This window comes from Streptomyces sp. NPDC059649 (assembly GCF_042734445.1).
Taxonomy (GTDB): domain Bacteria; phylum Actinomycetota; class Actinomycetes; order Streptomycetales; family Streptomycetaceae; genus Streptomyces.
In genome coordinates this window covers 1-23139 of the sequence record NZ_JBHWDV010000060.1, presented here as the reverse complement: position 1 = coordinate 23139, position 23139 = coordinate 1, and the positions used below count along the sequence as shown (strand labels likewise).

The window sequence follows — 23139 nt, the reverse complement described above, 5'->3', positions numbered from 1 at the left end:
TCGGCAGAGCCTGTCCCAGGAGGTTGCGCGAGAGCGTGGCCAGTGGTTGTCGCTCGGGGGTGATCGCCGGTCTTCGGAAACACGATGTGCCTCCGAGAACGGGCGCTCTCCTTCCCGAGGACGTAGCACTTCTCCCATCCCAGGTACGGCCGGCCCAACTCGGGCGGCGGATACCGGAGATGTACGTCCGAGAAGGAGGAAAGTCATGGAGTCCCTGGCTCGTGGCGGGACCAGATGGAAGCGGTTCGCCGTCGTCATGGTGCCGAGCGTGGCGGCGACCGCCGCGATCGGTGTTGCCCTCTCGCAGGGTGCCCTCGCGGCGTCGTTCAGCGTGTCCGGCCAGCAGTTCAAGGTCACGACGGACCGGCTGGACGGCACCGGCTTCGTCCAGTACGGAGCAATTGACGCCCAGAAGGGCGGCAAGCAGATCCCGGTGGCGGTCTCGGCGTTCTCCAACGCCAAGATCAAGAACCTGTGCCAGTCGGTGGTCGTTCCGGTCCCGGTCTTCGGTGATGTGTCGCTGAAGCTGTCGGCCGGTGGCGGTAGCACGCCGGTGGAGGCGAAGAACCTCTACATCGACCTTGACCAGCTGGACGCGGACGCGACCTTCAACAACATCAACATCGGTGTTGCTGCGGGCTCGACGTCCAAGGGCCCCGGCATTCAGAAGGGCGACAAGGCCGACCCGGGCTCGTTCGCCCAGGAGGCCGACTCGGCCGTGCTCACCCACGTCAAGCAGACGGCGTGGGCCACGACGGCCGGCACTTTCAAGCTCAGCGGCCTGCACATGAGTGTCGCCAAGGGCAAGAACGAGTGCTACTGACGCACTGAGCGTACGGGCGCGGGGCCTTGAGCCAGTGCGGCGGCCCACGCCGTTCCCCGTGCCCGTACGCCGGGTAGCGCTTTGGTAGACATCTCAGCTCAGAACCACCGATTTGCCAGTCCCGAGGAGCTGTACGACATGAGCGCCGAAACGCGACCACGGCTGATCGAGTCCGTCGGCCGGAAGCGGATTTCGTTCCGGGAGTGGCGCGGACACCGCCCGTTCTGGGGCGGGTTGCTGACCCTGCTGGCCGGCCTGCCGATCATGTACATCCCTTACGCGAATCTCACGATCGGTTCCCTGACCGTCCGCATGTCCACCACCGCCGGCGCCGGCTCGCTGATCATCGGCGTACTGCTGGTCGTGCTCGGTCTGACCATGTGGTTCCAGCCGGCCTCCCGGGTCTTCGCCGGTGTGGCGGCGATCCTGCTGGCCCTGGTCTCCATCGTCGTCTCGAACTTCGGCGGTCTCGTGGTCGGCTTCCTGATGGGGTTGATCGGCGGCGGCCTGGGCGTTGCCTGGGCACCGGGCGCACCGGAGAAGAGCGGGGACGACGCGGGCGAGCCGGTCCGCAACGTCGCCGGGCCGGTGGTCGCGACGGACCCCGCCCGAGGGTCGGGCAACGGACTGGACGACCTGTCAGGAACGAGCCCGATCAACGAAATGAACGGGAGGCACCGTGCCGGGTGACGAGCTGCATGAGGAGAACGCAGCCGCCGGGGCGAGAACCGGGCCGAGGCACGCGGCGCCGAAAAAGCCGCTGCTGACTCGGCTCCATGTGCCCGCAGGCAAGGCGATAGCGATCGCCGCCATGCCGTCCGCCGTCCTCATGGGCATGGGGCTGACGCCCCAGATGGCGATCGCCAAGCCGGCGCCGCCCAAGAGCCCCTTCAAGGACGGCCCGTGCGTCACCGCTCCGGACAAGGTGGACGGGCAGGACGGCAAGAAGGCCAAGGCCGGCGCGAAGGACGGCGAGCAGGCGAAGGGCGACAGCACGCCGTCCGCCAAGCCCTCGCCCTCGCCGTCGCCCTCGGCCGGCAAGGAAGCGGACAAGACACCCGAGGCCACGCCGTCCGGCTCCGCCTCGAAGACCGACGAGCCCGCCAGCTCCGCGACCCCGTCGCCGTCGGCCTCCGAGGAGAAGAAGGACGACGGCGGTCTGCTGGGCGGGGTCGGCGATGCGCTCGGCGGTCTCCTCGGCGGGGGCTCGTCGGACGACGACAAGGCGTCCGCCTCACCGAGCCCAAGTCCGTCCGCCTCGTCGTCGGCCGCACCGTCGCCCTCGAAGGAGTCCACGGCCACCGCCGACAAGACCGCCGACCCGGTCAAGGACACCGTCGGCGGCCTCACGGACGCCGCCAAGAGGGCCGCTGATCCCGCGAACGGGTCGAAGACGGTCAACGACACCGTGCACGGCGCGGTGGGCACGGCCGACAACGCCCTGCCCGGTGGCGGTGTCGACGGCAAGGACGCCGACGGCAAGCAGTCCTACCCCTGCGTCGTCGAGAACAAGCAGAAGGGCAAGGACGAGCAGACGCCCGTCACGCTGCCCGACGACCCCTGGCACCTGGAGTCCAGCGGTCTCACCCTGCGCGGTCTCAACTACGAGGGCGTCGTCAACGTCACCACGCAGAACGGCCACACCAAGCAGGCCCTGAAGTTCACCGCGGACAGCGTGGACATCGCCGACCTGCACCAGATCGTGGACGACAAGGCGTCCGGCAAGCACTACCACGTCCGGTCGACGCCGCACTCCAAGTCCACGATCCGCGGCGGCAAGGTGACCATGTACACCGAGCGGCTGCAGGCCAACCTCTTCGGGCTGATCCCGATCGTCTTCGATCCGGAGCACCCGCCGCCGCTCAACGTCTCCTACGCGTACTTCACCAAGGTGAAGCTCGACCAGGCGGGCCAGTTCGGCGGCAACCTCACCGTCCCGGGCATGCACGTGTCCATCGAGGACTGACCGGGAACACCACCCGGCCGGAACTTTCCGGGAGCCGCGGAAACGGCGGTGGGCCGCCCCTTCCAGGAGGGGCGGCCCATCGCCGTTTCGTCGTACGGGAGCGTCAGCCGCGCCCGCCGCCGAGGTGGTGCACGCGGACCATGTTGGTGGTGCCGGGGACGCCGGGGGGCGAACCGGCGGTGATGATCATGGTGTCGCCCTGGCTGTAGCGCTGGAGCTTGAGCAGCTCGGCGTCCACCAGGTCGACCATGGCGTCGGTGTTGTCGACGTGCTCCACCACGAAGCTGTCCACGCCCCAGCTCAGCGTGAGCTGGTTACGGGTGGAGACGTCGGTGGTGAAGGCCAGGATCGGCTGGACCGCGCGGTAGCGGGACAGCCGGCGGGCGGTGTCACCGGACTTGGTGAAGGCCACCAGCGCCTTGCCGTTGAGGAAGTCGGCCATCTCGCAGGCCGCACGGGCCACCGCGCCGCCCTGGGTGCGCGGCTTCTTGCCCGGCACCAGCGGCTGGAGGCCCTTGGACAGCAGCTCCTCCTCGGCCGCCTCGACGATCTTGGACATCGTCTTGACGGTCTCGATCGGGTACTGGCCGACCGAGGACTCCGCGGAGAGCATGACCGCGTCGGCACCGTCGAGGATGGCGTTGGCGACGTCGGACGCCTCGGCGCGGGTCGGCCGGGAGTTGGTGATCATCGACTCCATCATCTGGGTCGCGACGATCACCGGCTTGGCGTTCCGGCGGCACAGCTCCACCAGGCGCTTCTGCACCATCGGGACCTTCTCCAGCGGGTACTCCACCGCCAGGTCACCACGGGCGACCATGACGGCGTCGAAGGCCATCACGACCTCCTCCATGTTGGCCACCGCCTGCGGCTTCTCCACCTTGGCGATGACCGGCACCCGGCGGCCCACCTCGTCCATGACGCGGTGCACGTCCTGGACGTCCTTGGCGTCCCGGACGAAGGACAGCGCGACCATGTCGCAGCCCAGCCGCAGGGCGAACTTCAGGTCCTCGATGTCCTTCTCGGACAGCGCGGGGACGTTCACCGCGGCGCCGGGCAGGTTGATGCCCTTGTGGTCGGAGATGACCCCGCCCTCGATGACGATGGTGCGCACCTGCGGGCCGTCGACCTCGACGACCTGCAGCGCGACGTTGCCGTCGTTGATCAGGATCGGGTCGCCCTTGGAGACGTCACCGGGCAGGCCCTTGTAGGTGGTGCCGCAGATGGTCTTGTCGCCGGGGACGTCCTCGGTGGTGATGACGAACTCGTCGCCGCGGACCAGCTCCACCGGGCCGTCGGCGAAGGTCTCCAGACGGATCTTGGGGCCCTGGAGGTCGGCCAGCACGCCGATGGCGCGGCCGGTCTCCTCCTGGGCCTTGCGGAGTCGGTGGTACCGCTCCTCGTGCTCCGAGTGGGTCCCGTGGCTCATATTGAAACGGGCCACATTCATACCGGCCTCGATCAGCGTCTTCAGCTGCTCGAAGGAGTCGACGGCGGGGCCCAGGGTGCAGACGATTTTGGAACGGCGCATGGCTTGAATCCTATCGGTTTGTTTCAGAGCGGAATATTCCGGTAGGCGAAAACACCAACGTCTAGGCGTTGACCAGGGCGTATGTCTGCTGGGCGATCTCCAGTTCCTCATCGGTGGGCACCACGGCGACCGCGACCCGGGCGTGGTCGGGCGAGATCAGCCGCGGCTCGCCGGAGCGTACGGCGTTCCGCGCGGCGTCCACGGCCAGACCCAGCTCCTCAAGGCCGGCGACGGCGGCCTCGCGCACCGGGGCGGCGTTCTCCCCGACGCCCGCGGTGAAGGCCACCGCGTCGACCCTGCCGAGCACCGCGCTGTAGGCGCCGATGTACTTCTTCAGCCGGTGGATGTAGATGTCGAAGGCGAGCTCGGCCCGCTGGTCGCCCTCGTCGATCCGGCGGCGGATCTCCCGCATGTCGTTGTCCCCGCACAGTCCGACCAGCCCGCTCTTCTTGTTGAGCAGCTCGTCGATCTCGTCCGTCGACATCCCCGCCACCCGCTTGAGGTGGAAGGTCACCGCCGGGTCGATGTCGCCGGACCGGGTGCCCATGACCAGGCCCTCCAGCGGCGTCAGGCCCATCGAGGTGTCCACGCAGCGGCCACCGGCCACCGCCGAGGCGGAGGCGCCGTTGCCCAGGTGCAGCACGATGACGTTGACCTCGGAGGGGTCCTTGCCCAGCAGCTCGGCGGTCCTGCGGGAGACGTACGCGTGCGAGGTGCCGTGGAAGCCGTAGCGGCGGATCCGGTGGGCGTCGGCGGTCGCCACGTCGATCGCGTAACGGGCCGCGTACTCCGGCATCGTGGTGTGGAAGGCGGTGTCGAAGACGGCGACCTGCGGCAGGTCGGGGCGGAGCGCCCGGGCCGTCCTGATGCCGGTGATGTTCGCCGGGTTGTGCAGCGGCGCGACCGGTATCAGCCGCTCGATCTCCTTGAGCACCGCGTCGTCGATCACGGTCGGCGCGGTGAACTTCAGCCCGCCGTGCACCACCCGGTGCCCGATCGCGGCCAGCTCAGAGGAGTCGAGCCCCAGCCCGTCGGCGGCCAGCTCCGCGGCGACGGCCTTCAGCGCGGCCTCGTGGTCGGCCATCGCGCCCTCGGTCTCCCGCTTCTCGCCGCCGGCCGCCAGCGGGGTGTGCACCAGGCGCGAGGTCTCTTCGCCGATCCGCTCGACGAGCCCGACGGCGAGCCGGGTACTGCTCGCCATGTCGAGCAGCTGGTACTTCACCGACGAGGAGCCGGAGTTGAGGACGAGGACGCGGGTGGCGGTGGCAGACATCTGGTGCTTTCCGGTGGGTGGGGGAGGGGCTTGGCGGGTTCTCAGGCGGTGAGGCCGGCGCCGGGCCGGGCACCCTGCGCCTGGACGGCGGTGATCGCGACGGTGTTGACGATGTCCTGGACCAGGGCGCCGCGCGAGAGGTCGTTGACCGGCTTGCGCAGGCCCTGCAGGACCGGGCCGACGGCGACCGCACCGGCCGAGCGCTGCACGGCCTTGTAGGTGTTGTTGCCGGTGTTGAGGTCCGGGAAGATCAGCACGGTCGCCTTGCCGGCCACGTCGGAGTCCGGGAGTTTGGTCCGCGCGACCGCCGTGTCCACCGCCGCGTCGTACTGGATCGGGCCCTCGACCATGAGGTCCGGACGGAGCTCCCGGACCAGCTCGGTGGCCTTGCGGACCTTGTCGACGTCCGCGCCGGAGCCGGAGGTGCCGGTGGAGTACGACAGCATCGCGATCCGCGGCTCGACGCCGAACTGGGCCGCGGTGGTGGCCGACTGGATGGCGATGTCGGCGAGCTGCTCGGCGTTCGGGTCGGGGTTGACCGCGCAGTCGCCGTAGACCAGCACCCGGTCGGCCAGGCACATGAAGAACACCGACGAGACGATCTGCGCGTTCGGCTTGGTCTTGATGATCTCGAAGGCCGGGCGGATGGTCGCCGCGGTGGAGTGCACCGCGCCGGAGACCATGCCGTCGGCCAGACCCTCCTGGACCATCAGCGTGCCGAAGTAGGAGACGTCGGCGACCACGTCGTAGGCCAGCTCGTAGCTGACGCTCTTGTGGGCGCGCAGCGTGGCGTACAGCTCGGCGAACCGCTCGCGCAGCTCGGAGGTCTGCGGGTCGATGATCTGGGCGTCCGCCAGGTCGATGGCCAGGTCGGCGGCGCGCTTGCGGATCGACTCCTCCTCACCGAGCAGCGTCAGGTCGCACACATCGCGGCGCAGCAGTACGTCGGCGGCGCGCAGCACCCGCTCCTCGCTGCCCTCGGGGAGGACGACCCGGCGGCGGCCGGAACGCGAGCGCTCGATCAGCTCGTGCTCGAACATCATCGGGGTGACCCGGCCGGAGCGGGCCACCGAGATCCGGTTGGTCAGCTCGACGGTGTCCACGTGCCGCTCGAAGAGGCCCAGCGCGGTCTCCGCCTTGCGCGGCGAGGCGGCGTTGAGCTTGCCCTCGATGGCGAACAGCTCGCCGGCGGTCGGGAAGGAGCCGCCCGGTACGGAGATCACCGGGGTGCCGGGGGCGAGCCGGCCGGCCAGCGCCATGATGTCGGGGCCGGGCCGCTCGTCGAGGGTGAGCAGCACACCGGCGATCGGCGGGGCGCCGGCGCTGTGCGCGGCGAGCGAGCCGATGACCAGGTCGGCCCGGTCCCCGGGGGTCACCACGAGGCAGCCGGGGGTGAGGGCCTTGAGGAAGGTCGGCAGCATGGCGCCGCCGAAGACGAAGTCGCGGGCGTCCCGGGCCAGGCCGGAGTCGTCGCCCAGGAGTATCTCGGCGCCGAGGGTGTGCACGATCTGGCCGACGGTGGGCGCGGAGAGCGAGCCGTCCTCGGGGAGTGCGTAGCAGGGCACCGGCAGCCGGGCGGCGAGCCGCTCGACGACCGCCTCGCGCAGTTCGGGGGCCACCCGGTTGACGATCACGGAGACCACGTCGCAGCCCAGCGACTGGAAGGCGCGGTAGGCGTTGCGGGCCTCGGCGCGGACGGACTCGGCCTCCTGGCCCTGGCCGCCGACGACGGCGATCAGCGAGGCCCCGAATTCGTTGGCGAGCCGGGCGTTCAGGCTCAGCTCGTCCGGCAGGCTGGTGTCGGCGTAGTCCGAGCCGAGGACCAGGACGTACTCGTAGTCGCGGGCCACGGCGTGGAAGCGGTCGACGAGGTGGGAGACCAGCTCGTCGGTGCCGCGCTCGGCCTGGAGCGCGGCGGCCTCGTCGTAGCCCATGCCGTACACGGTGTCGGGGGACTGGGCGAGTCGGTAGCGGGCCCGCAGCAGGTCGAAGAGGCGGTCCGGTCCGTCGTGGACCAGCGGGCGGAAGACCCCCACCCGGTCGACCTGGCGGGTCAGGAGCTCCATCACTCCCAGCTCGACGACCTGGCGGCCGTCGCCGCGGTCGATACCGGTCACGTATACGCTGCGCGTCACGCGTGCTCTCCGATCCATTCCGTTGGCCGCAAGGTCACATTTGGTCGTTATGGTGGGCTTGCCCCTCTTGACAATACCTGCGCGTGTGGCTAGGTCGCCCCTCCAGTTTCCCTTGAGGGGGCCGGGCGGGGACAGTAGGGGTGGGGTCGATGTGTGCGGCCGGGACCCGTCGGGCCCGTGAAACAATCGGACCGGCTCAGGAACCCACAGCGAGCACAGGAGACACAGCACGATGCGTATCGGAGTCCTCACCGCAGGCGGCGACTGCCCCGGCCTGAACGCTGTGATCCGGTCCGTCGTCCACCGCGCCCTCACCGGCCACGGCGACGAGGTCATAGGTTTTGAAGACGGCTTCGCCGGCCTGCTCGAAGGCCGCTTCCGCAAGCTGGACCTGGAGGCCGTCAGCGGCATCCTCGCCCGCGGCGGCACCATCCTCGGCTCCTCCCGTCTGGAGCGCGCCCGACTGCAAGAGGCATGCGAGGACGCCAAGGACCACTCCAAGGACTACGGCATCGACGTCCTGATCCCGATCGGCGGCGAGGGCACCCTCACCGCGGCCCGGATGCTGTCGGACGCCGGACTGCCCGTCGTCGGCGTCCCCAAGACCATCGACAACGACATCTCCTCCACCGACCGCACCTTCGGCTTCGACACCGCCGTCGGCGTGGCGACCGAGGCCATCGACCGCCTCAAGACCACCGCGGAGTCCCACCAGCGGGTCATGGTCGTCGAGGTGATGGGCCGGCACGCCGGCTGGATCGCGCTGGAGTCCGGGATGGCCGGCGGTGCGCACGCCATCTGCCTGCCCGAGCGGCCCTTCGACCCGGCCGACCTGTGCGCGATGGTCGAGGAGCGGTTCGCCCGCGGCAAGAAGTTCGCGGTCGTCTGCGTCGCCGAGGGCGCGCACCCGGCGCCCGGGTCCATGGACTACGGCAAGGGCGCCATCGACCAGTTCGGCCACGAGCGCTTCCAGGGCATCGGCACCGCCCTCGCCCGCGAACTGGAGCACCGCCTCGGCAAGGAGGCCCGCCCGGTCATCCTCGGCCACGTCCAGCGCGGTGGCACCCCGACCGCGTACGACCGGGTGCTCGCCACCCGCTTCGGCTGGCACGCCGTCGAGGCCGCGCACCGCGGGGACTTCGGCAGGATGACCGCGCTGCGCGGTACGGACATCACGATGGTGCCGCTGGCCGACGCGATCACCGAACTCAAGACCGTGCCGGGGTGGCGGATGGACGAGGCCGAGTCGGTCTTCTGAGCCCCGAGCCGTACCGCGTACGACGGCGGCGCGGTCACTGCGCGCCGATCGCCTCCAGCATGTTCAGCCGGGCGGCCCGGCGGGCCGGCCACAGCGCGGCCAGCACCCCCACGACCAGCGCGATCAGCAGGAACAGCCCGAGCCTGCCCCAGGGCAGCAGCAACTGGTAGGTGGGGAGGCCGTGGCCGAGCATGGTGCCGGCGGCCCAGGAGAGGAAGATCCCCAGGCCGATTCCCAGGCCCGCGCCGAACAGCGCGATGACCACCGACTCCAGCCGGACCATCTGCTTGACGCCGCTGCGGGCCAGTCCGATCGCCCGCAGCATCCCGATCTCACGGGTCCGCTCGAAGACCGACATGGCGAGGGTGTTGACGACACCCACCACCGCGATGACGACGGACATGCCCAGCAGCCCATAGGAGACGTAGAGCACCGTGTTGACGTTCCCGGCGCTCTCCTTGCGCAGGTCGGCGCGGTCCTGGACCTTCAGCAGCGGGCTGTCGCCGAGCGCGTGCCGGATCGGCGTCGAAAGCCCGTCCGTGCGGCCGTCCTGGGCCTTGACCAGCAGCTCGTCGTTCAGCGGCCGGTCCAGGTGCGGATCGACCACCGAGGTGGCGCCGATCGAGTCGCCGAGCACCTCGTTGTCCGCGTAGATTCCGGTGATCCGCAGCTTCGTCTTCTTGTCGTCGGGGAACGTGGCGTCCAGGGTGTCGCCGGGGTGCCAGCCCTTCTTCTTGGCCATGTCCTGGGAGACCGCGATGCCGTCGCTTCCGGTGTGCGGCAACGAGCCGCTGACGAGGTCCAGTTGGGCGACCTTGCCGATCGTGGTGAGGTCGGTGCCGATCAGGCTCATGGAGTACTGGGTCGACCGGATGCCCGTGCGGCGCAGCGGGGCCATCGCCTCGACGCCGGGGAGGTCCGCCACCTTCTGCGACAGCGCGGTGTCCAGGCCGGTGTACGTCGACGTGCTGATCTTGAGGTCGGCCGTCAGCCCCTTGGCCGCCATCTCGTCCACGGCCTGCTGCGAGGAGATCCCGACGACCGTCATGCCGGTCATCAGGGTGAGGCCGATCATCAGCGCCGAGGCGGTCGCCGCCGTACGGCGGGGGTTGCGCAGCGCGTTCTCCTTGGCCAGCTTGCCGCTGACGCCGAACAGCCGGGTGGTGACGACGCCCGCCAGCGAGACCAGGGGCCGCGACAGCAGCGGCGCGAGGATGATGACGCCGGTCAGCGTCACCATCGAGCCCGCCATCGCGACCGTCAGGTCGTCGACGGACGTCAGGGTGCGGACGTAGAACATGATCGCGACACCGAGGCCGGTGATGACCGCACCGAGGGAGTTGCGGATCACCAGGCTGCGCGGCGCCGGCGGCGCCTCGACGGTGTTGAGCGCCTCCACCGGGGCGATCTTCGCGGCCTTGCGGGACGGCAGCCAGGCGGCGAGTACGGTCACCACGACGCCCACGCCGAGTGCGGAGAGCACCGCGGTCGGGCTGATGACGACCGGTCCGTTCGGGAAGCCCGCGCCGTTGGCGTTGAGCCCCGCCCGCAGGCCCACCGCAAGACCCAGGCCCAGCGCCAAACCGATGGCCGAGGAGATCAACCCCAGCAGGGCCGCCTCGACGAGGACCGAGCGGACCACCTGCCGGCGGGAGGCGCCGACCGCGCGCAGCAGGGCGATCTCCCGGCTGCGCTGGGAGATCAGCATGGTGAAGGTGTTGGCGATGATGAAGACACCGACGAACAGCGCGATCCCGGCGAAGGCCAGCAGCGTCTGGGTCAGGGCATTGTTCCGCTCGGCGATCCTCGTGGACTGCTCGGCGGCGAGCGTGGCACCGCTGGTCGCCTGGGCGCGGTCCTTGGGCAGGATCTCGCGGACCTTCGCGGTCAGGGCCTGCTGATCGGCGCCGGGCTCGGCGCCCACCACCAGCTCGTCGAACTGACCGGGGTGCAGATACAGCTTCTGCGCGGTGGCGGTGTCGAAGAGTGCGAGGCTGCCGCCCGCGGTCACCTGCGGGTCGTCGGTGGTCACGATGCCGACCAGCTTCTTGGTCAGCGCCGGGCCGTCGGTGGCGAACCGCACGGAGTCGCCGAGCTTGTGGCCGGACGCCTTCGCGGTGGCCTCGTCCAGCGCGATCTCGTTCGCGGCGGCCGGTCCGCGGCCCTGCTTCAGCGGGTAGCGGGGGTCGTGGCCGTCCTTGTCCGGCTGGAAGTTGACGGCGAGGTTCTGCCAGCCGTCGCCGATCGGTGCGCCGTCCGGGCCGGCGACGGTGGCCGGGCCGGTGACGTTGCGCCGCACGGACGTCACGCCCGGCAGGGCACCGATGCGGTCGGCCAGCTTGTCGTCGAGGAGGGTGGTCCGTTTGCCGTCCTTGCCGGTGGCCGGCGCGTTGTCTGCGGGGAGGTCCTGGACGGAGACGGCCACCCCGTCGAGGTTCCTGGCGGAGGCCTTCTTGATGGCCTCGCCGACGGTGTCACTGAAGATGAGGGTGCCGGCGACGAAGGCGACGCCGAGCAGCACCGCGAGCGCGGTCATCATCAATCGGGCTTTGTGCGCAAGGAGGTTGCGCAGGGCGGTACGCAGCATGGTGGTGTGTGTCAGTCCTGGTCCGGTGGCGGGGGAGGAAGGGCTGGGCCCGGAGGCGCGGCAGGGGCGGGGCGTGGCCCCGCGTCGGCTCGTCCGGCCCGTGGCTAGCTGGTCCGGCCCTTGGCGTCGAACAGCCGCATCCGGTCGAGCACCGTGTCCGCGGTCGGTCGGTGCAGCTCCTCGACGATCCGGCCGTCGGCCAGGAAGACCACCCGGTCCGCGTAGCCGGCCGCGACCGGGTCGTGGGTGACCATCACCACCGTCTGGTCCATCGCCTGTACCGACTCCCGCAGGAAGCCCAGGACTTCGGCGCCGGAACGGGAGTCGAGGTTGCCGGTCGGCTCGTCGGCGAAGATGATCTCCGGCCGGGCGGCCAGCGCCCGGGCCACCGCGACCCGCTGCTGCTGGCCGCCGGAGAGCTGGGCCGGCCGGTGTGTCAGCCGCCCGCCCAGTCCGACGGTCTCGATGACCGCGTTGATCCACTCCCGGTCGGCCTTGCGGCCGGCTATGTCCATCGGCAGGGTGATGTTCTCCAGCGCGGTGAGCGTGGGCAGCAGGTTGAACGCCTGGAAGATGAAGCCGATCTTGTCGCGGCGCAGCCGGGTCAGCTGCTTGTCGTTGAGCGAGCCCAGCTCGACGTCCCCGATCCGGGCCGAGCCGCCGGAGATCTTGTCCAGGCCCGCCATGCAGTGCATCAGCGTGGACTTGCCGGAACCGGACGGGCCCATGATCGCGGTGAACCGGGCCTTGCCGAACTCCACGGAGACGGAGTCCAGCGCCACCACCCGGGTCTCCCCGTGGCCGTAGACCTTGCTGAGGTCCGTCGCGCGGGCGGCGACGGCGCCGGTGGCGCGGGTGGGTGCGGACGAGCCGGGAAGGCCCGGGAAGGCGGCCGGGTGGGACACGGGGACTCCTGCAAGGGGACGGGAAATTCGACCTCCCCATTCTCGGAGGCGCAGGTCAGCGGGGGCGTCGGCCCCAGGGACCGAAAGCCGGGCCGATCGGAAGGGTGACGCCGGGGTCCGGTGTCCCCCTCTGGGGGGACGGGCCGTCCACCCTGGGACCGACGGGATCCCTCAGGGTCGCCCGCGCGCTCCGGCCCCGGGGGCGCCCGCGCGCTCTCCGGTCTCAGTGCCGCGCGCTCCCGGCCCGGGGCCGCGCGCGGTCAGGGCAGATCGCCGACCCGTGCCCAGAATTCGGTCAGGACGGCGTCGAGGAAGGCGCGCCCCGCCTCGCCCGACTCGCCGGTCCCGTCGCCGCCGCCCCAGTTGAGCGTGGCCGTCATCGACGCCTGGTAGTCGGCGTGCAGCGCCTGCAGGACCTCCTGGATCCGCTGCTTGGGCAGCGGGACGAGCTTGCCGACCGGCCGGACGTACGCCTGCCAGCGGGTGGTGGCCGCGCTGGTCAGCAGCGCGGAGAGGGCGGTGTCCTGGCCGGTGAACCGGAGCAGCGCGGGCAGCGGCAGGTCCAGCGCCTCGGCCAGTGCGGCGGCCTGCCGCTCGTTGCCGTTCCACTTCCCGCCCGCCTCCAGACGCTCGTAGGCGGCCGGGTCCATGCCGATCCGCAGGGCGAGCGCGTCCGGTGCCAGACCGGCGGCGAGACGGTATTCGCGCAGGGTGCCGGGGGCGCCCAGGAGTTCGCCGGGCGCACACCACAGGGCACCGGCGAGTGCGGTGAGTTCGGATTCCGTAGGAGCGTTTTCCCCCAATTCCCAGGACGCCACCGTGGCCGGGGACACCGGAATTCCATAGGCGGCGCGAATTCCGTAGGCGACATGGGCGGGGGTCATGCCGAGGGCCTCGCGGAGCCGGCGGGCGGCGGTGGCGTTGAAAGGGGGCCTGCGCGGCTCCCCGGCGTGCGTGTTCACCGGCACACGGTAAGTGACGATGTGGCTTCGCACCTATCGTGCGGAAACCCAAGGATCGAAGTCGTAGGAACCTCCTAGCCGGCCGGTTTTTCTCGGCCAGGGCGTGAAGATTTCCGGCCGATCGGTCGCTCGCCGGCGTCGACCGCCCCATCGGCCTTCACTACCCCTTCACCGCGCCGCCCAGTGCGAAACCCCCGCCGAGCCGCCGGGAAATGAGGACGTACAGCAGCACGACCGGTGTCGAGTAAAGGAGGGAAAAGGCTGCGAGTTCGCCGAACGCGATGGCCCCGTAATTGCCGAAGAAATTGAAAATGCTGACCGAGGCGGGCAGTTCCTCCGGGGAGAGCAGCAGCATGAACGGTACGAAGAAGTTGCCCCACATCATGATGAAGGTGTAGATCGCGACCACCGCGAGTCCGGGCCCCATCAGCGGCAGGATCACCCGCAGCAGGGTCTGCCGCCATGACGCGCCGTCCGTCCACGCCGCCTCCTCCAGCGCCCGCGGCACCCCGTCCATGAAGTTCTTCATCAGCCAGACGGCGAACGGGAGTTGGGCCGTGGCCAGGAACAGTGCGGTGCCGTAGCGGGTGTCGATCAGGTTGATCTGCACGAACAGCCCGTACACCGGGACCATCACCGCGGTGATCGGCAGGCACGTCGAGAACAGGATCGTCAGCAGGTACGGCCGGGCGAAACGGGAGTGGAAGCGGGACAGCGGATAGGCGGCCAGCGCCGCGCAGACCACCGTGAGCAGGGTGGCGCCGCCGCAGATCAGCAGGCTGTTGAGCATCGGCGTGAAGGTGATCTCGTCGGTCAGCACCGCGGAGAAGTTCTCCAGCGTAGGTGAAGTGGGCGGCCGCACCCGCAGCGTGGCGTGCGCGTCCAGCGACGCCAGCACCAGCCACAGCAGCGGAACGGCGAACGCCACCGCGACGACCAGCAGCCCGGCATCGGCGGCCAGCCGGCGGACCACCCGCCGGGGCAGGGGCAGCGGCACGGCGTCAGACCTCCTCGCGCATCAGGCGCAGCCAGCCGGCCGCGAACACCGCGCCCACCAGCAGCAACAGCAGCGCCACCGCGGTGCCGTAGCCGATCAGCGACTTCAAGAACGCCTGGTCGTACATGAACACCGGGAGCGTCTGGCTGCGGTTGCCCGGACCGCCCCGGGTCATCGCCCAGATCAGCCCGAAGACGGAGAGCGTCTGCAGGGTGTTGAGCATCAGGTTCGTGCCGATGGAACGGCGGATCATCGGCAGCGTGATGTGCCACAGCCGGCGCAGCCCGCCCGCGCCGTCCACCTCGGCGGACTCGGTGACCTCCGGCGGGATTTCGGACAGCGCCGCGGAGTAGATCAGCATCGAGAACGCCGTCCCGCGCCAGACGTTGGCGAACGACACCGCCAGGATCGGCAGCGTGAACAGCCAGTTCTGGGTGGGCAGATGGAGCCAGGAGAGCACCGCGTTCAGGGTCCCGCGACGCTCGAAGAAGGTGTAGAGCAGGAAGCCGGCGACGATCTCCGGGAGCACCCAGGCGGTGATCACCACGGCGCCGGTCAGCACCCGTACCGGACGTGAGGCGCGCCGCAGCAGTCCGGCCAGCGCCAGACCGAGGGTGTTCTGCCCGAGGATCGAGGAGACCACCGTGAACACCAGCGTCAGCACCACCGCGTTGCGGAAGCCCGGATCGCCGAACGCCTGCCGGAAGTTGGCCAGCCCCACGAAGGACGCCGACTCCTGCCCGGTCAGCTGGGTGTCGGTGAAGGCGAGGTAGACGCAGTAGGCGATCGGGCCGGCCAGGAAGAGCAGCAGCAGGACGGTGGCCGGGAGCAGCGGCGACCAGCGCAGCAGCCGGGTGCGGACCGGGACGGGCCGCGGCGTACGGGCCGGGGCGGCGGTCCGGGTGCCGGCGACGGTGCCGGTCATGGCCGGGCGACGGTCCGGCCGTCCACGATCGACGCGAGGCCCTCGTCGTAGTCCTTGGCCGCCTCGGCCGGCGAGGAGTCATCGGCGGTGACCGCCTCCATCGCCTCCCCGATCGCCGCGGCCACCTTCGGGTACTCCGGCAGCGCGGGCCGGAAGTGGCTGACCTTGACCAGCGAGGTGAAGAAGCCGATGCCGGGGACGGACTTCCGGTAGCGCGGATCGGCCGCGACGTCCTTCCGTACGGTGATCTGCGCACCCCGTACGCACCACTCCAGCGCGTTCGCCCGCGACTGGAACGTCCGGATCAACTTCCAGGCCAGACCGGGCTGTTGGGCGCGCCGCGGGATCGACCAGGTCCAGCCGCCGGCCAGGCTCACCGTGCCCGGCGGGTCGCCGTGCCGGGTGGGGAACGGGGCCTGGCCCAGCGTCGTCGACCACTGCGGCCAGGGGTTGCCGCCGCCGGTCTTCTGCCACTGCTGGCCCAGCCACGAGCCGTCCAGATCGATCGCCAGCTTCTCCTCGGGGAGCAGCTCGGCGGCCACATTGGTCTGGATGTTGGGGCTGAGCGCGTCGGAGACGTCGGGGCCGAGCTTCTCCTTGTAGACGGTGTCGATGAAGGCCAGGCTGTCCCGGAAACCCTTGCTGCCGGTGACCCACTTCTTGGCCCCCGGGTCGTACAGCGGGTCCTTCCCCGTGCCGTAGAGCAGCATCTCGAAGCCCTGCATCACGGCCGCCTCACCCGCGCCCTTGCCGGTGAAGACGTTCAGCGGGATCACGCCGGGGACCTTCTTCTTGACGGTCCGGGCCGCGGCCAGCACCTCGTCCCAGGTCCTCGGCCGCCAGTTCGCCGGCAGCCCGGCCCGGCGGAAGATCTTCTTGTTGAACCACAGCCCGCGGGTGTCCGTGCCGTCCGGGACGCCGTACGTCTTCCCGTCCTGCCCCCGGGCCGCGGCCTTGGCGGACGGCTCGAACTGCCGCCAGTCGGCCCAGGAGTCGACCTGTGCGTCCAGCGGCCGCAGCAGCCCCGCCTTGATGTCGGAGTTGACCAGGAAGGTGTCCTCGTAGACCAGGTCGGGGGCGGTCCTGGGGGAGCGCATCATCTGCTGGATCTTGGCGTAGTAGTCGTTCTCCGACGCCTGGATCGGGATCAGCCGGACCTTCTTGCCCGGGTTGTGCTTCTCGAACTGCCGGGCCACCAGGCGGATGTAGTCGTCCCGGACGGTGACCTTGGCGTTGGTGTCCTTGATGAAGGCGACCTTGACGGTGTCCTTGTCGCTCCCGGACCCACCGCCGCAGCCGGTGAGCGTCCCGGCGGCGACGACGGCGGCGGCGAGCAGAATCAGCGGAGCGGTGGGGCGCACGGCAGACCTCCTGCGGGACCACGGTCAACTCACGGTCAACTCACCATGGTGTGCTGCCCGCTGAACGTAAGTCACCGATCACAGGCGGTCAATGGCCCGACCAGCGGTAGCGCAATTCGGGCCGGCCGACCTGGCCGTACTGTGGCGCGCGGACCGCCCGGCCGCCGTCCACCAGATGCTCCAGATAGCGGCGCGCGGTGATCCGGGAAATGCCCACGTCGGCGGCGGCCTCGGCCGCGGTCACCCCGTGCTCGGCGGCCCGCAGCACATCGGTCACCGCCCGCAGGGTGGCCGCGGTCAGCCCCTTGGGCAGCGCGGCCGGCCGCGGGGCGCGCAGCGCGGCGATCGCCCGGTCCACCTCGTCCTGCCCGCTGGCCTCCCCGCTGGTGGCGCGGAACTCGGCGTACCGGGTGAGCCGGTCCCGCAGCGTGGCGAAGGTGAACGGCTTCAGCACGTACTGCACCACCCCCAGCGAGACACCCTCCCGGACCATCGCCAGATCTCGGGCCGAGGTGACCGCGATGATGTCGGCGGCATGACCGGCCGCGCGCAGCGTCCGCACCAGTTGCAGCCCGTGCCCGTCGGGCAGATACAGGTCCAGCAGCAGCAGATCGACCGGATGCTGGTCGAGGTGGCGGCGGGCGTCGCCCAAGGAGTGCACGGTGCCGCACACCGTGAAGCCGGGCACCCGCCCGACGTACAGCGCATGCGCGTCGGCGGCCACCGGGTCGTCCTCGACGACCAGCACCCGGATGTCGGAGGGTCTCACCGCCGGCCACCTCCCTCGGCCGGGCCGGCCGGCCCGCGCGCCCCGCTCATGCCGCCGCTCCCGTCCGCAGCGGCAGCCGTACGGTGAACCGTGCGCCGCCCTCCGGTGCCCGGTCCAGCGCCACGGTGCCGCCGTTGCGCCGCACCGCCTGCCGCACCAGGGACAGTCCCAGCCCGCGGCCGGCCGCGCCCTGCTTGGTGCTCCAGCCCCGCCGGAAGATCTCCTCGGCGGCCTCCGCGGCCACCCCCGGGCCGTTGTCCGCCACCCGCAGCAGCAGTTCGCCGCCGTCCGCACGGGCGGTGACCCGCACCCGCGGCGGCTCGACCGGGGCGTGCTCCGGGCCCGGGGCCGCGGCGTCGATGGCGTTGTCGAGGAGGTTGCCCAGCACCGTCACCAGGTCCCGGGCCGGCAGCCCGGGCGGCAGCACCCCGTCGTCGATCCGGCTGTCCGGCGTCAGGGTCAGCTCCACCCCGCGCTCGTTGGCCTGGGCGGCCTTGCCCAGCAGCAGCGCGGCCAGCACCGGCTCGGCGACCGCCCCGACGACCTGGTCGGTCAGCGCCTGCGCCAGCTCCAGCTCCGCGGTGGCGAATTCCACCGCCTCCTCGGCCCGGCCCAGCTCGATCAGCGAGACCACGGTGTGCAGCCGGTTCGCGGCCTCGTGCGCCTGCGAACGCAGCGCCTCGGCGAAGCCCCGCACCGAGTCCAACTCACCGGAGAGCGCCTGGAGTTCGGTGTGGTCCCGCAGGGTGACGACGCTGCCGCGCTGCTCGCCGCCGGAGACCGGCGCGGAGTTCAGGACCAGCACCCGGTCGCGGGTCAGCTGCAGCTCGTCGACCCGCGGTCCGGGCTCCAGCAACGCCTCGGTCAGCGGCTCCGGCAGCCCCAGCTCGGTCACCGCCCGGCCCACCGCGTCCCCGGACAGCCCCAGCAGCTCCCGCCCGCCGTCGTTGATCAGCGCGACCCGGCGCTCCCCGTCGAGCATCAGCAGCCCCTCGCGCACGGCGTGCAGCGCCGCCTGGTGGTAGTCGTGCATCCGGCCGAGCTCCTGGGCGTTCATGCCGTGGGTGTGCCGGCGCAGCCGGGCGTTGATCACGTACGTGCCCGCGCCGCCCAGCACCAGGGCCGCCGCGGCCACCCCGACCACCGCGAGCACCTGGTCCCGCAGCTGCCGGCTGATCGTCTTGATCGTGATCCCCGAGCTGACCAGCGCGGTGATCCGGCCGCCGGCCCGCGGATCGCGGACCGGGGCGACCACCCGTACGGACGGGCCGAGCACGCCCATGTGGGTCTCCGCGAAGGTCCGGCCGTGCAGCGCCGGGCCGATGTGCCCCAGGTACTTCTTCCCGATCGCGGACGGCTCCGGATGCGTCCAGCGCGTCCCGTCCGGAGCCATCACCACCACGAAGTCCACCCCCGCGTCCCGCCGCAGCCGCTCGGCGTACGGCTGGAGCACGGCCGTCGGGTGCTCGGTGCGGGCCGCCGCCACCACGGCCGGGGAATCGGCCACGGCGGTGGTCGCCGCGGTCGCCTGCCGCCGCGCCGTCTCCTCCGCCTGCCGCCCGGCACTGAGGTACGCGAACAGGGCGCAGCCCACCACGACCGCCGCGACCAGCACCACCTGCATGCCGAAGAGCTGGCCGGCCAGACTGCGCGGACCGCGCAGCCGGCCGGGCCACCGGGACCCGCGGGATCGGGGGAGTCGCATACGGAACAGTCTGCACGGTCAGCTTTCGCGTGAACGAAATGCACGTAAGGGTGACGCCCGCCACAGCGGGGTGCATAGTCGCCGGGACTCGTTGTGCGCCGAGCCGCAGACAGGGCGCAGAACCGTAGACCCGAGGAGGCAGCCGTGGCTGCACAGACCCCGCCGTCCGGGGCAACCACCGAGAAGGCCGCGCCGGTGAAGCGGGACCGGACCCACTTTCTCTACATCGCCGTGATCGGGGCGGTGCTGCTCGGCATCATCGTGGGCTTCGCCGCCCCCGGTGTCGCCGTGCAGCTCAAACCGCTCGGTACCGGGTTCGTGAACCTGATCAAGATGATGATCTCGCCGGTCATCTTCTGCACCATCGTGCTGGGCGTCGGCTCGATCCGTAAGGCCGCCAAGGTCGGTGCGGTGGGCGGGCTGGCACTGGGCTACTTCATGGTGATGTCCACCGTCGCGCTGGCCATCGGCCTGGTCGTCGGGAACCTCCTGGACCCCGGTTCCGGGCTGCACCTGACCGAGTCCGTACGGCACGCGGGGCATGAGCAGGCCTCGGGCAGCGCCGAATCGCTGCCCGACTTCCTGCTCGGCATGATCCCCAAGACGCTGGTCTCGGCCTTCACCGAGGGCGAGGTGCTGCAGACGCTGCTGGTGGCGCTGCTGGTCGGCTTCGGGCTGCAGGCGCTGGGTTCGGCGGGCGAGCCGGTGCTGCGCGGCGTCGGGCATTTGCAGAAGCTGGTCTTCCGGGTGCTGGCCATGATCATGTGGGCGGCGCCGGTGGGTGCCTTCGGCGCGATCGCCGCGGTGGTCGGCGAGACCGGTCTGGACGCACTGAAGTCGCTGGCCATCATCATGGTCGGCTTCTACACGACCTGTCTGCTGTTCGTGATCGTGGTGCTCGGCACGCTGCTCCGGCTGGTCGCCGGGGTCAACATCTTCCTACTGCTGAAGTACCTCGCCCGGGAGTTCCTGCTGATCCTGTCGACGTCCTCCTCGGAGTCGGCGCTGCCCCGGCTGATCGCGAAGATGGAGCACCTGGGCGTCAGCAAGCCGGTGGTCGGCATCACCGTCCCGACCGGCTACAGCTTCAACCTCGACGGCACCGCGATCTACCTGACCATGTCCTCGCTGTTCGTGGCCGAGGCGATGGGCAAGCCGCTCTCCCTCGGACAGCAGATCTCGCTGCTGGTCTTCATGATCATCGCGTCCAAGGGGGCCGCCGGCGTCACTGGCGCGGGCATGGCCACGCTGGCCGGCGGGCTGCAGTCGCACCGCCCCGAACTCGTCGACGGCGTCGGCCTGATCGTCGGCATCGACCGCTTCATGAGCGAGGCCCGGGCGCTGACCAACTTCGCGGGCAACGCGGTCGCCACCGTGCTCGTCGGGACCTGGACCAAGGAGATCGACAAGTCCCGGACGGCCGAGGTGCTGGCCGGCCGGATCCCGTTCGACGAGAAGACGCTCTCCGCCGACGGGCACGGCCCGGCCGCGGACCCCGCGCCGCCGGCCGTGGTCGCAGGTCCCCGGGACGGCGGGACGAAGGAGTCCGCCACCGTCTGACGCACCACCGCGGGACGGACAAGGGGCGGGCACCGGATCCCGGTGCCCGCCCCTCCGGCCGTTCCGCCCTTTCCGGCCTACGCCGGCCGGAGCCAGATCGTGGCCAGCGGCGGCAGGACCAGCGAGACGCAGCTGGCCCGCCCGTTCCAGGCGACGGTCTCGGTCTTCAGCGGATCGGAGTTGGCCACGCCGCTGCCGCCGTAGCGCGGCTCGTCGGTGTTGAGCACCTCGCGCCAGGCCGGGACGTCGTCCGGGACGCCGATCCGGTAGCCGTGCCGGACCACCGGCGAGAAGTTGGTGACCGACACCAGCGGGCTGCCGTCGGCCGCGAACCGGAGGAACGAGAAGACGTTGTCCTCGCTCGCGTCGCTGTCGATCCACTGGAAACCGGCCGGTTCGGTGTCCCGCTCCCACAGCGCCGGGGTCGCGGCGTAGTGCCGGTTCAGCTCCCGGACCAGATCGCGGACGCCCCGGTGGTCCGGCTCCGCCTCGTAGGACGGGTCGAGCAGCCACCAGTCCGGGCCGTGGCTCTCCGCCCACTCCGCACCCTGTGCGAACTCCTGCCCCATGAAGAGGAGTTGCTTGCCGGGGTGGGCCCACATGAAGCCCAGGTAGGCCCGGTGGTTGGCGCGCTGCTGCCACCAGTCCCCGGGCATCTTCGACACCAGCGCCTGCTTGCCGTGCACCACCTCGTCGTGCGAGATCGGCAGCACGTAGTTCTCGGAGTAGGCGTAGATCATCGAGAAGGTCATCTCGCCGTGGTGGTACTTGCGGTGCACCGGCTCCTTGGAGACATAGCCGAGCGAGTCGTGCATCCAGCCCATGTTCCACTTCAGGCCGAAGCCCAGGCCGCCGAAGCCGCCGGGGCCCACGTGGTGGGTGGCGCGGGTGACGCCGTCCCAGGCGGTGGACTCCTCGGCGATGGTGACGACGCCGGGGCAGCGGCGGTAGACCGTGGCGTTCATCTCCTGGAGGAAGGCCACCGCGTCGAGGTTCTCCCGGCCGCCGTTGACGTTCGGCGTCCAGCCGCCGTCCTCGCGGGAGTAGTCGAGGTAGAGCATCGAGGCGACCGCGTCCACCCGCAGCCCGTCGATGTGGAACTCCTCGCACCAGTACACCGCGTTGGCCACCAGGAAGTTACGGACCTCGGTGCGGCCGTAGTCGAATTCCAGGGTGCCCCAGTCGGGGTGCGCGGCCCGGGACGGGTCCTGCGGCTCGTACAGCGGCCGCCCGTCGAACTCGGCCAGCGCCCAGTCGTCGCGCGGGAAGTGCGCCGGCACCCAGTCCATCAGGACGCCGATGCCCGCCCGGTGCAGCGCGTCGATCAGGAACTTGAAGTCGTCCGGCGTGCCCATCCGGGCCGTGGGCGCGTAGAAACCGGTCACCTGGTAGCCCCAGGACCCGCCGAAGGGGTGCTCGGCGACCGGCATGAACTCGACGTGGGTGAAGCCCAGGTCCTTGACGTAGGCGGGCAGCTGCGCGGCGAGCTGCCGGTAGGTGAGACCGGGGCGCCAGGACGGCAGGTGCACCTCGTAGACGGAGAACGGCGCCTGATGGACGGGCCGTTGGCCGCGGTGCGCCATCCAGTCGTCGTCCTGCCAGCGGTGGTGTGAGGTGTGCACGACCGAGGCGGTGGCGGGCGGGCACTCGGTCCGCCGGGCCATCGGGTCGGCGCGCACCGTCCGCGAGCCGTCCGGCCGGGTGATCTCGAACTTGTAGAGCTCGCCCTCGCCGAGGCCGGGCAGGAACAGTTCCCAGACACCGGAGGAGCCCAGCGAGCGCATCGGGTGTCCGGTGCCGTCCCAGTAGTTGAAGTTGCCGACGACGCGGACGCCCTGTGCGTCGGGCGCCCAGACGGTGAAGCGGGTGCCGGTCACGCCCTGGTGGTCCATGACGTGGGCGCCCAGCGCCTGCCAGAGCTGCTCGTGCCGGCCCTCGCCGAACAGATGCAGATCGAGTTCGCCCAGCGCCGGCAGGAAGCGGTACGGATCGGCCACGGTCAGGGTGCTCTCGCCGTAGTCGACCAGCAGCTGGTAGTCCGGGACGGTACGCAGCGGCAGTACACCGGCGAACAGCCCGTCGCCCTCGGAGTGCAGTGCGGCGCGCAGCCCGTCCGCGAGGACGGTGACGCCGGCCGCGAGCGGCCGCAGGGTACGGATCAGCAGCCCGCCGCGCACGGGGTGGGCGCCGAGCAGGGCGTGCGGATCGTGGTGCGCACCGGCCAGCAGCCGGCCGCGGTCCTCGTCCGACAGCGGGGCGGCGGGTCGCACTCCGCGGCCGCCGGTGCCGGGCTGCGGAGTGCCGGCCGCGGTGCCGGCCGCCCGGGCGGGCCCGCCGCCCGGCGCGGCGGCCGCCTCCCGGGGCACGGGCGGACGGGTGCCG

17 protein-coding genes are annotated in these 23139 nt (G+C 71.0%); 5 read left to right on the top strand and 12 right to left on the bottom strand.

Features of this window, described 5'->3' with window-relative positions; all coding sequences use genetic code 11:
- Positions 1 to 205 precede the first annotated feature (205 nt).
- The 3 genes from ACFV1J_RS35275 (at position 206) to ACFV1J_RS35265 (ending at position 2789) form a co-directional block, all read left to right on the top strand.
- Positions 206 to 823: a DUF6230 family protein gene (locus ACFV1J_RS35275; RefSeq protein WP_385865185.1), complete on the top strand. Its 618-nt coding sequence runs from the start codon at positions 206 to 208 to the stop codon at positions 821 to 823.
- A gap of 138 nt (positions 824 to 961) precedes the next feature.
- Positions 962 to 1513: a DUF6114 domain-containing protein gene (locus ACFV1J_RS35270; RefSeq protein ID WP_385865183.1), complete on the top strand. Its 552-nt coding sequence runs from the start codon at positions 962 to 964 to the stop codon at positions 1511 to 1513.
- A gap of 88 nt (positions 1514 to 1601) precedes the next feature.
- Entirely contained in the window at positions 1602 to 2789 is a 1188-nt protein-coding gene (locus ACFV1J_RS35265; RefSeq protein ID WP_385865181.1) for a hypothetical protein, read from the top strand.
- Between the two features lie 103 nt (positions 2790 to 2892).
- Here the strand turns inward: ACFV1J_RS35265 and pyk are convergent, their stop codons facing one another.
- The 3 genes from pyk to pta all read right to left on the bottom strand — a co-directional run bounded on the left by pyk (position 2893) and on the right by pta (position 7728).
- Positions 2893 to 4320, bottom strand: a complete 1428-nt coding sequence (pyk, locus tag ACFV1J_RS35260; RefSeq protein ID WP_385865179.1) for a pyruvate kinase — start codon at positions 4318 to 4320, stop codon at positions 2893 to 2895.
- Positions 4321 to 4381: 61 nt separating this feature from the next.
- On the bottom strand, positions 4382 to 5593 hold the full coding sequence (locus ACFV1J_RS35255; protein ID WP_385865178.1) for an acetate kinase: 1212 nt from the start codon (positions 5591 to 5593) through the stop codon (positions 4382 to 4384).
- Between the two features lie 41 nt (positions 5594 to 5634).
- The gene (gene pta / locus ACFV1J_RS35250) at positions 5635 to 7728 is read right to left on the bottom strand and encodes a phosphate acetyltransferase (RefSeq protein ID WP_385865176.1); all 2094 of its coding nucleotides are present in this window, start codon (positions 7726 to 7728) and stop codon (positions 5635 to 5637) included.
- 232 nt (positions 7729 to 7960) lie between these two features.
- Here pta and ACFV1J_RS35245 point away from each other — a divergent pair, with 232 nt between their 5' ends.
- On the top strand, positions 7961 to 8986 hold the full coding sequence (locus ACFV1J_RS35245; RefSeq protein WP_201811180.1) for an ATP-dependent 6-phosphofructokinase: 1026 nt from the start codon (positions 7961 to 7963) through the stop codon (positions 8984 to 8986).
- Positions 8987 to 9020: 34 nt separating this feature from the next.
- Here the strand turns inward: ACFV1J_RS35245 and ACFV1J_RS35240 are convergent, their stop codons facing one another.
- From ACFV1J_RS35240 to ACFV1J_RS35205, 8 genes are all read right to left on the bottom strand, one after another.
- Positions 9021 to 11573 (bottom strand): ABC transporter permease, encoded by a 2553-nt coding sequence (locus ACFV1J_RS35240; protein ID WP_385865173.1) that lies wholly within the window; start codon positions 11571 to 11573, stop codon positions 9021 to 9023.
- 104 nt (positions 11574 to 11677) lie between these two features.
- Entirely contained in the window at positions 11678 to 12478 is an 801-nt protein-coding gene (locus ACFV1J_RS35235; protein WP_385865171.1) for an ABC transporter ATP-binding protein, read from the bottom strand.
- Positions 12479 to 12738: 260 nt separating this feature from the next.
- A complete protein-coding gene (locus ACFV1J_RS35230; RefSeq protein ID WP_385865168.1) occupies positions 12739 to 13446 on the bottom strand; it encodes a helix-turn-helix domain-containing protein in 708 nt (235 codons plus the stop codon).
- Between the two features lie 154 nt (positions 13447 to 13600).
- Positions 13601 to 14437, bottom strand: a complete 837-nt coding sequence (locus tag ACFV1J_RS35225; RefSeq protein ID WP_385865166.1) for a carbohydrate ABC transporter permease — start codon at positions 14435 to 14437, stop codon at positions 13601 to 13603.
- Between the two features lie 4 nt (positions 14438 to 14441).
- Positions 14442 to 15362 carry a carbohydrate ABC transporter permease gene (locus tag ACFV1J_RS35220; protein WP_385865164.1) on the bottom strand — a complete coding sequence of 307 codons (921 nt, stop codon included), beginning with the start codon at positions 15360 to 15362 and terminating at the stop codon, positions 14442 to 14444.
- Positions 15359 to 16723, bottom strand: coding sequence for an extracellular solute-binding protein (locus ACFV1J_RS35215; RefSeq protein ID WP_385865161.1), 1365 nt, complete (start codon positions 16721 to 16723; stop codon positions 15359 to 15361). The genes ACFV1J_RS35220 and ACFV1J_RS35215 overlap by 4 nt, the downstream gene beginning before the upstream one ends.
- Before the next feature lie 88 nt (positions 16724 to 16811).
- Positions 16812 to 17492, bottom strand: a complete 681-nt coding sequence (locus ACFV1J_RS35210; RefSeq protein WP_385865159.1) for a response regulator — start codon at positions 17490 to 17492, stop codon at positions 16812 to 16814.
- A 46-nt stretch (positions 17493 to 17538) separates the two neighbouring features.
- Positions 17539 to 19197, bottom strand: a complete 1659-nt coding sequence (locus tag ACFV1J_RS35205) for an ATP-binding protein (RefSeq protein ID WP_385865157.1) — start codon at positions 19195 to 19197, stop codon at positions 17539 to 17541.
- Positions 19198 to 19341: 144 nt separating this feature from the next.
- Here ACFV1J_RS35205 and ACFV1J_RS35200 point away from each other — a divergent pair, with 144 nt between their 5' ends.
- Entirely contained in the window at positions 19342 to 20757 is a 1416-nt protein-coding gene (locus ACFV1J_RS35200; protein ID WP_385865155.1) for a cation:dicarboxylate symporter family transporter, read from the top strand.
- A gap of 77 nt (positions 20758 to 20834) precedes the next feature.
- On the opposite strand, the gene glgB is transcribed toward ACFV1J_RS35200, so the two are convergent.
- Complete coding sequence (gene glgB / locus ACFV1J_RS35195; RefSeq protein WP_385865214.1) at positions 20835 to 23027, bottom strand: 1,4-alpha-glucan branching enzyme; 2193 nt, start codon at positions 23025 to 23027, stop codon at positions 20835 to 20837.
- Positions 23028 to 23139: the final 112 nt, after the last annotated feature.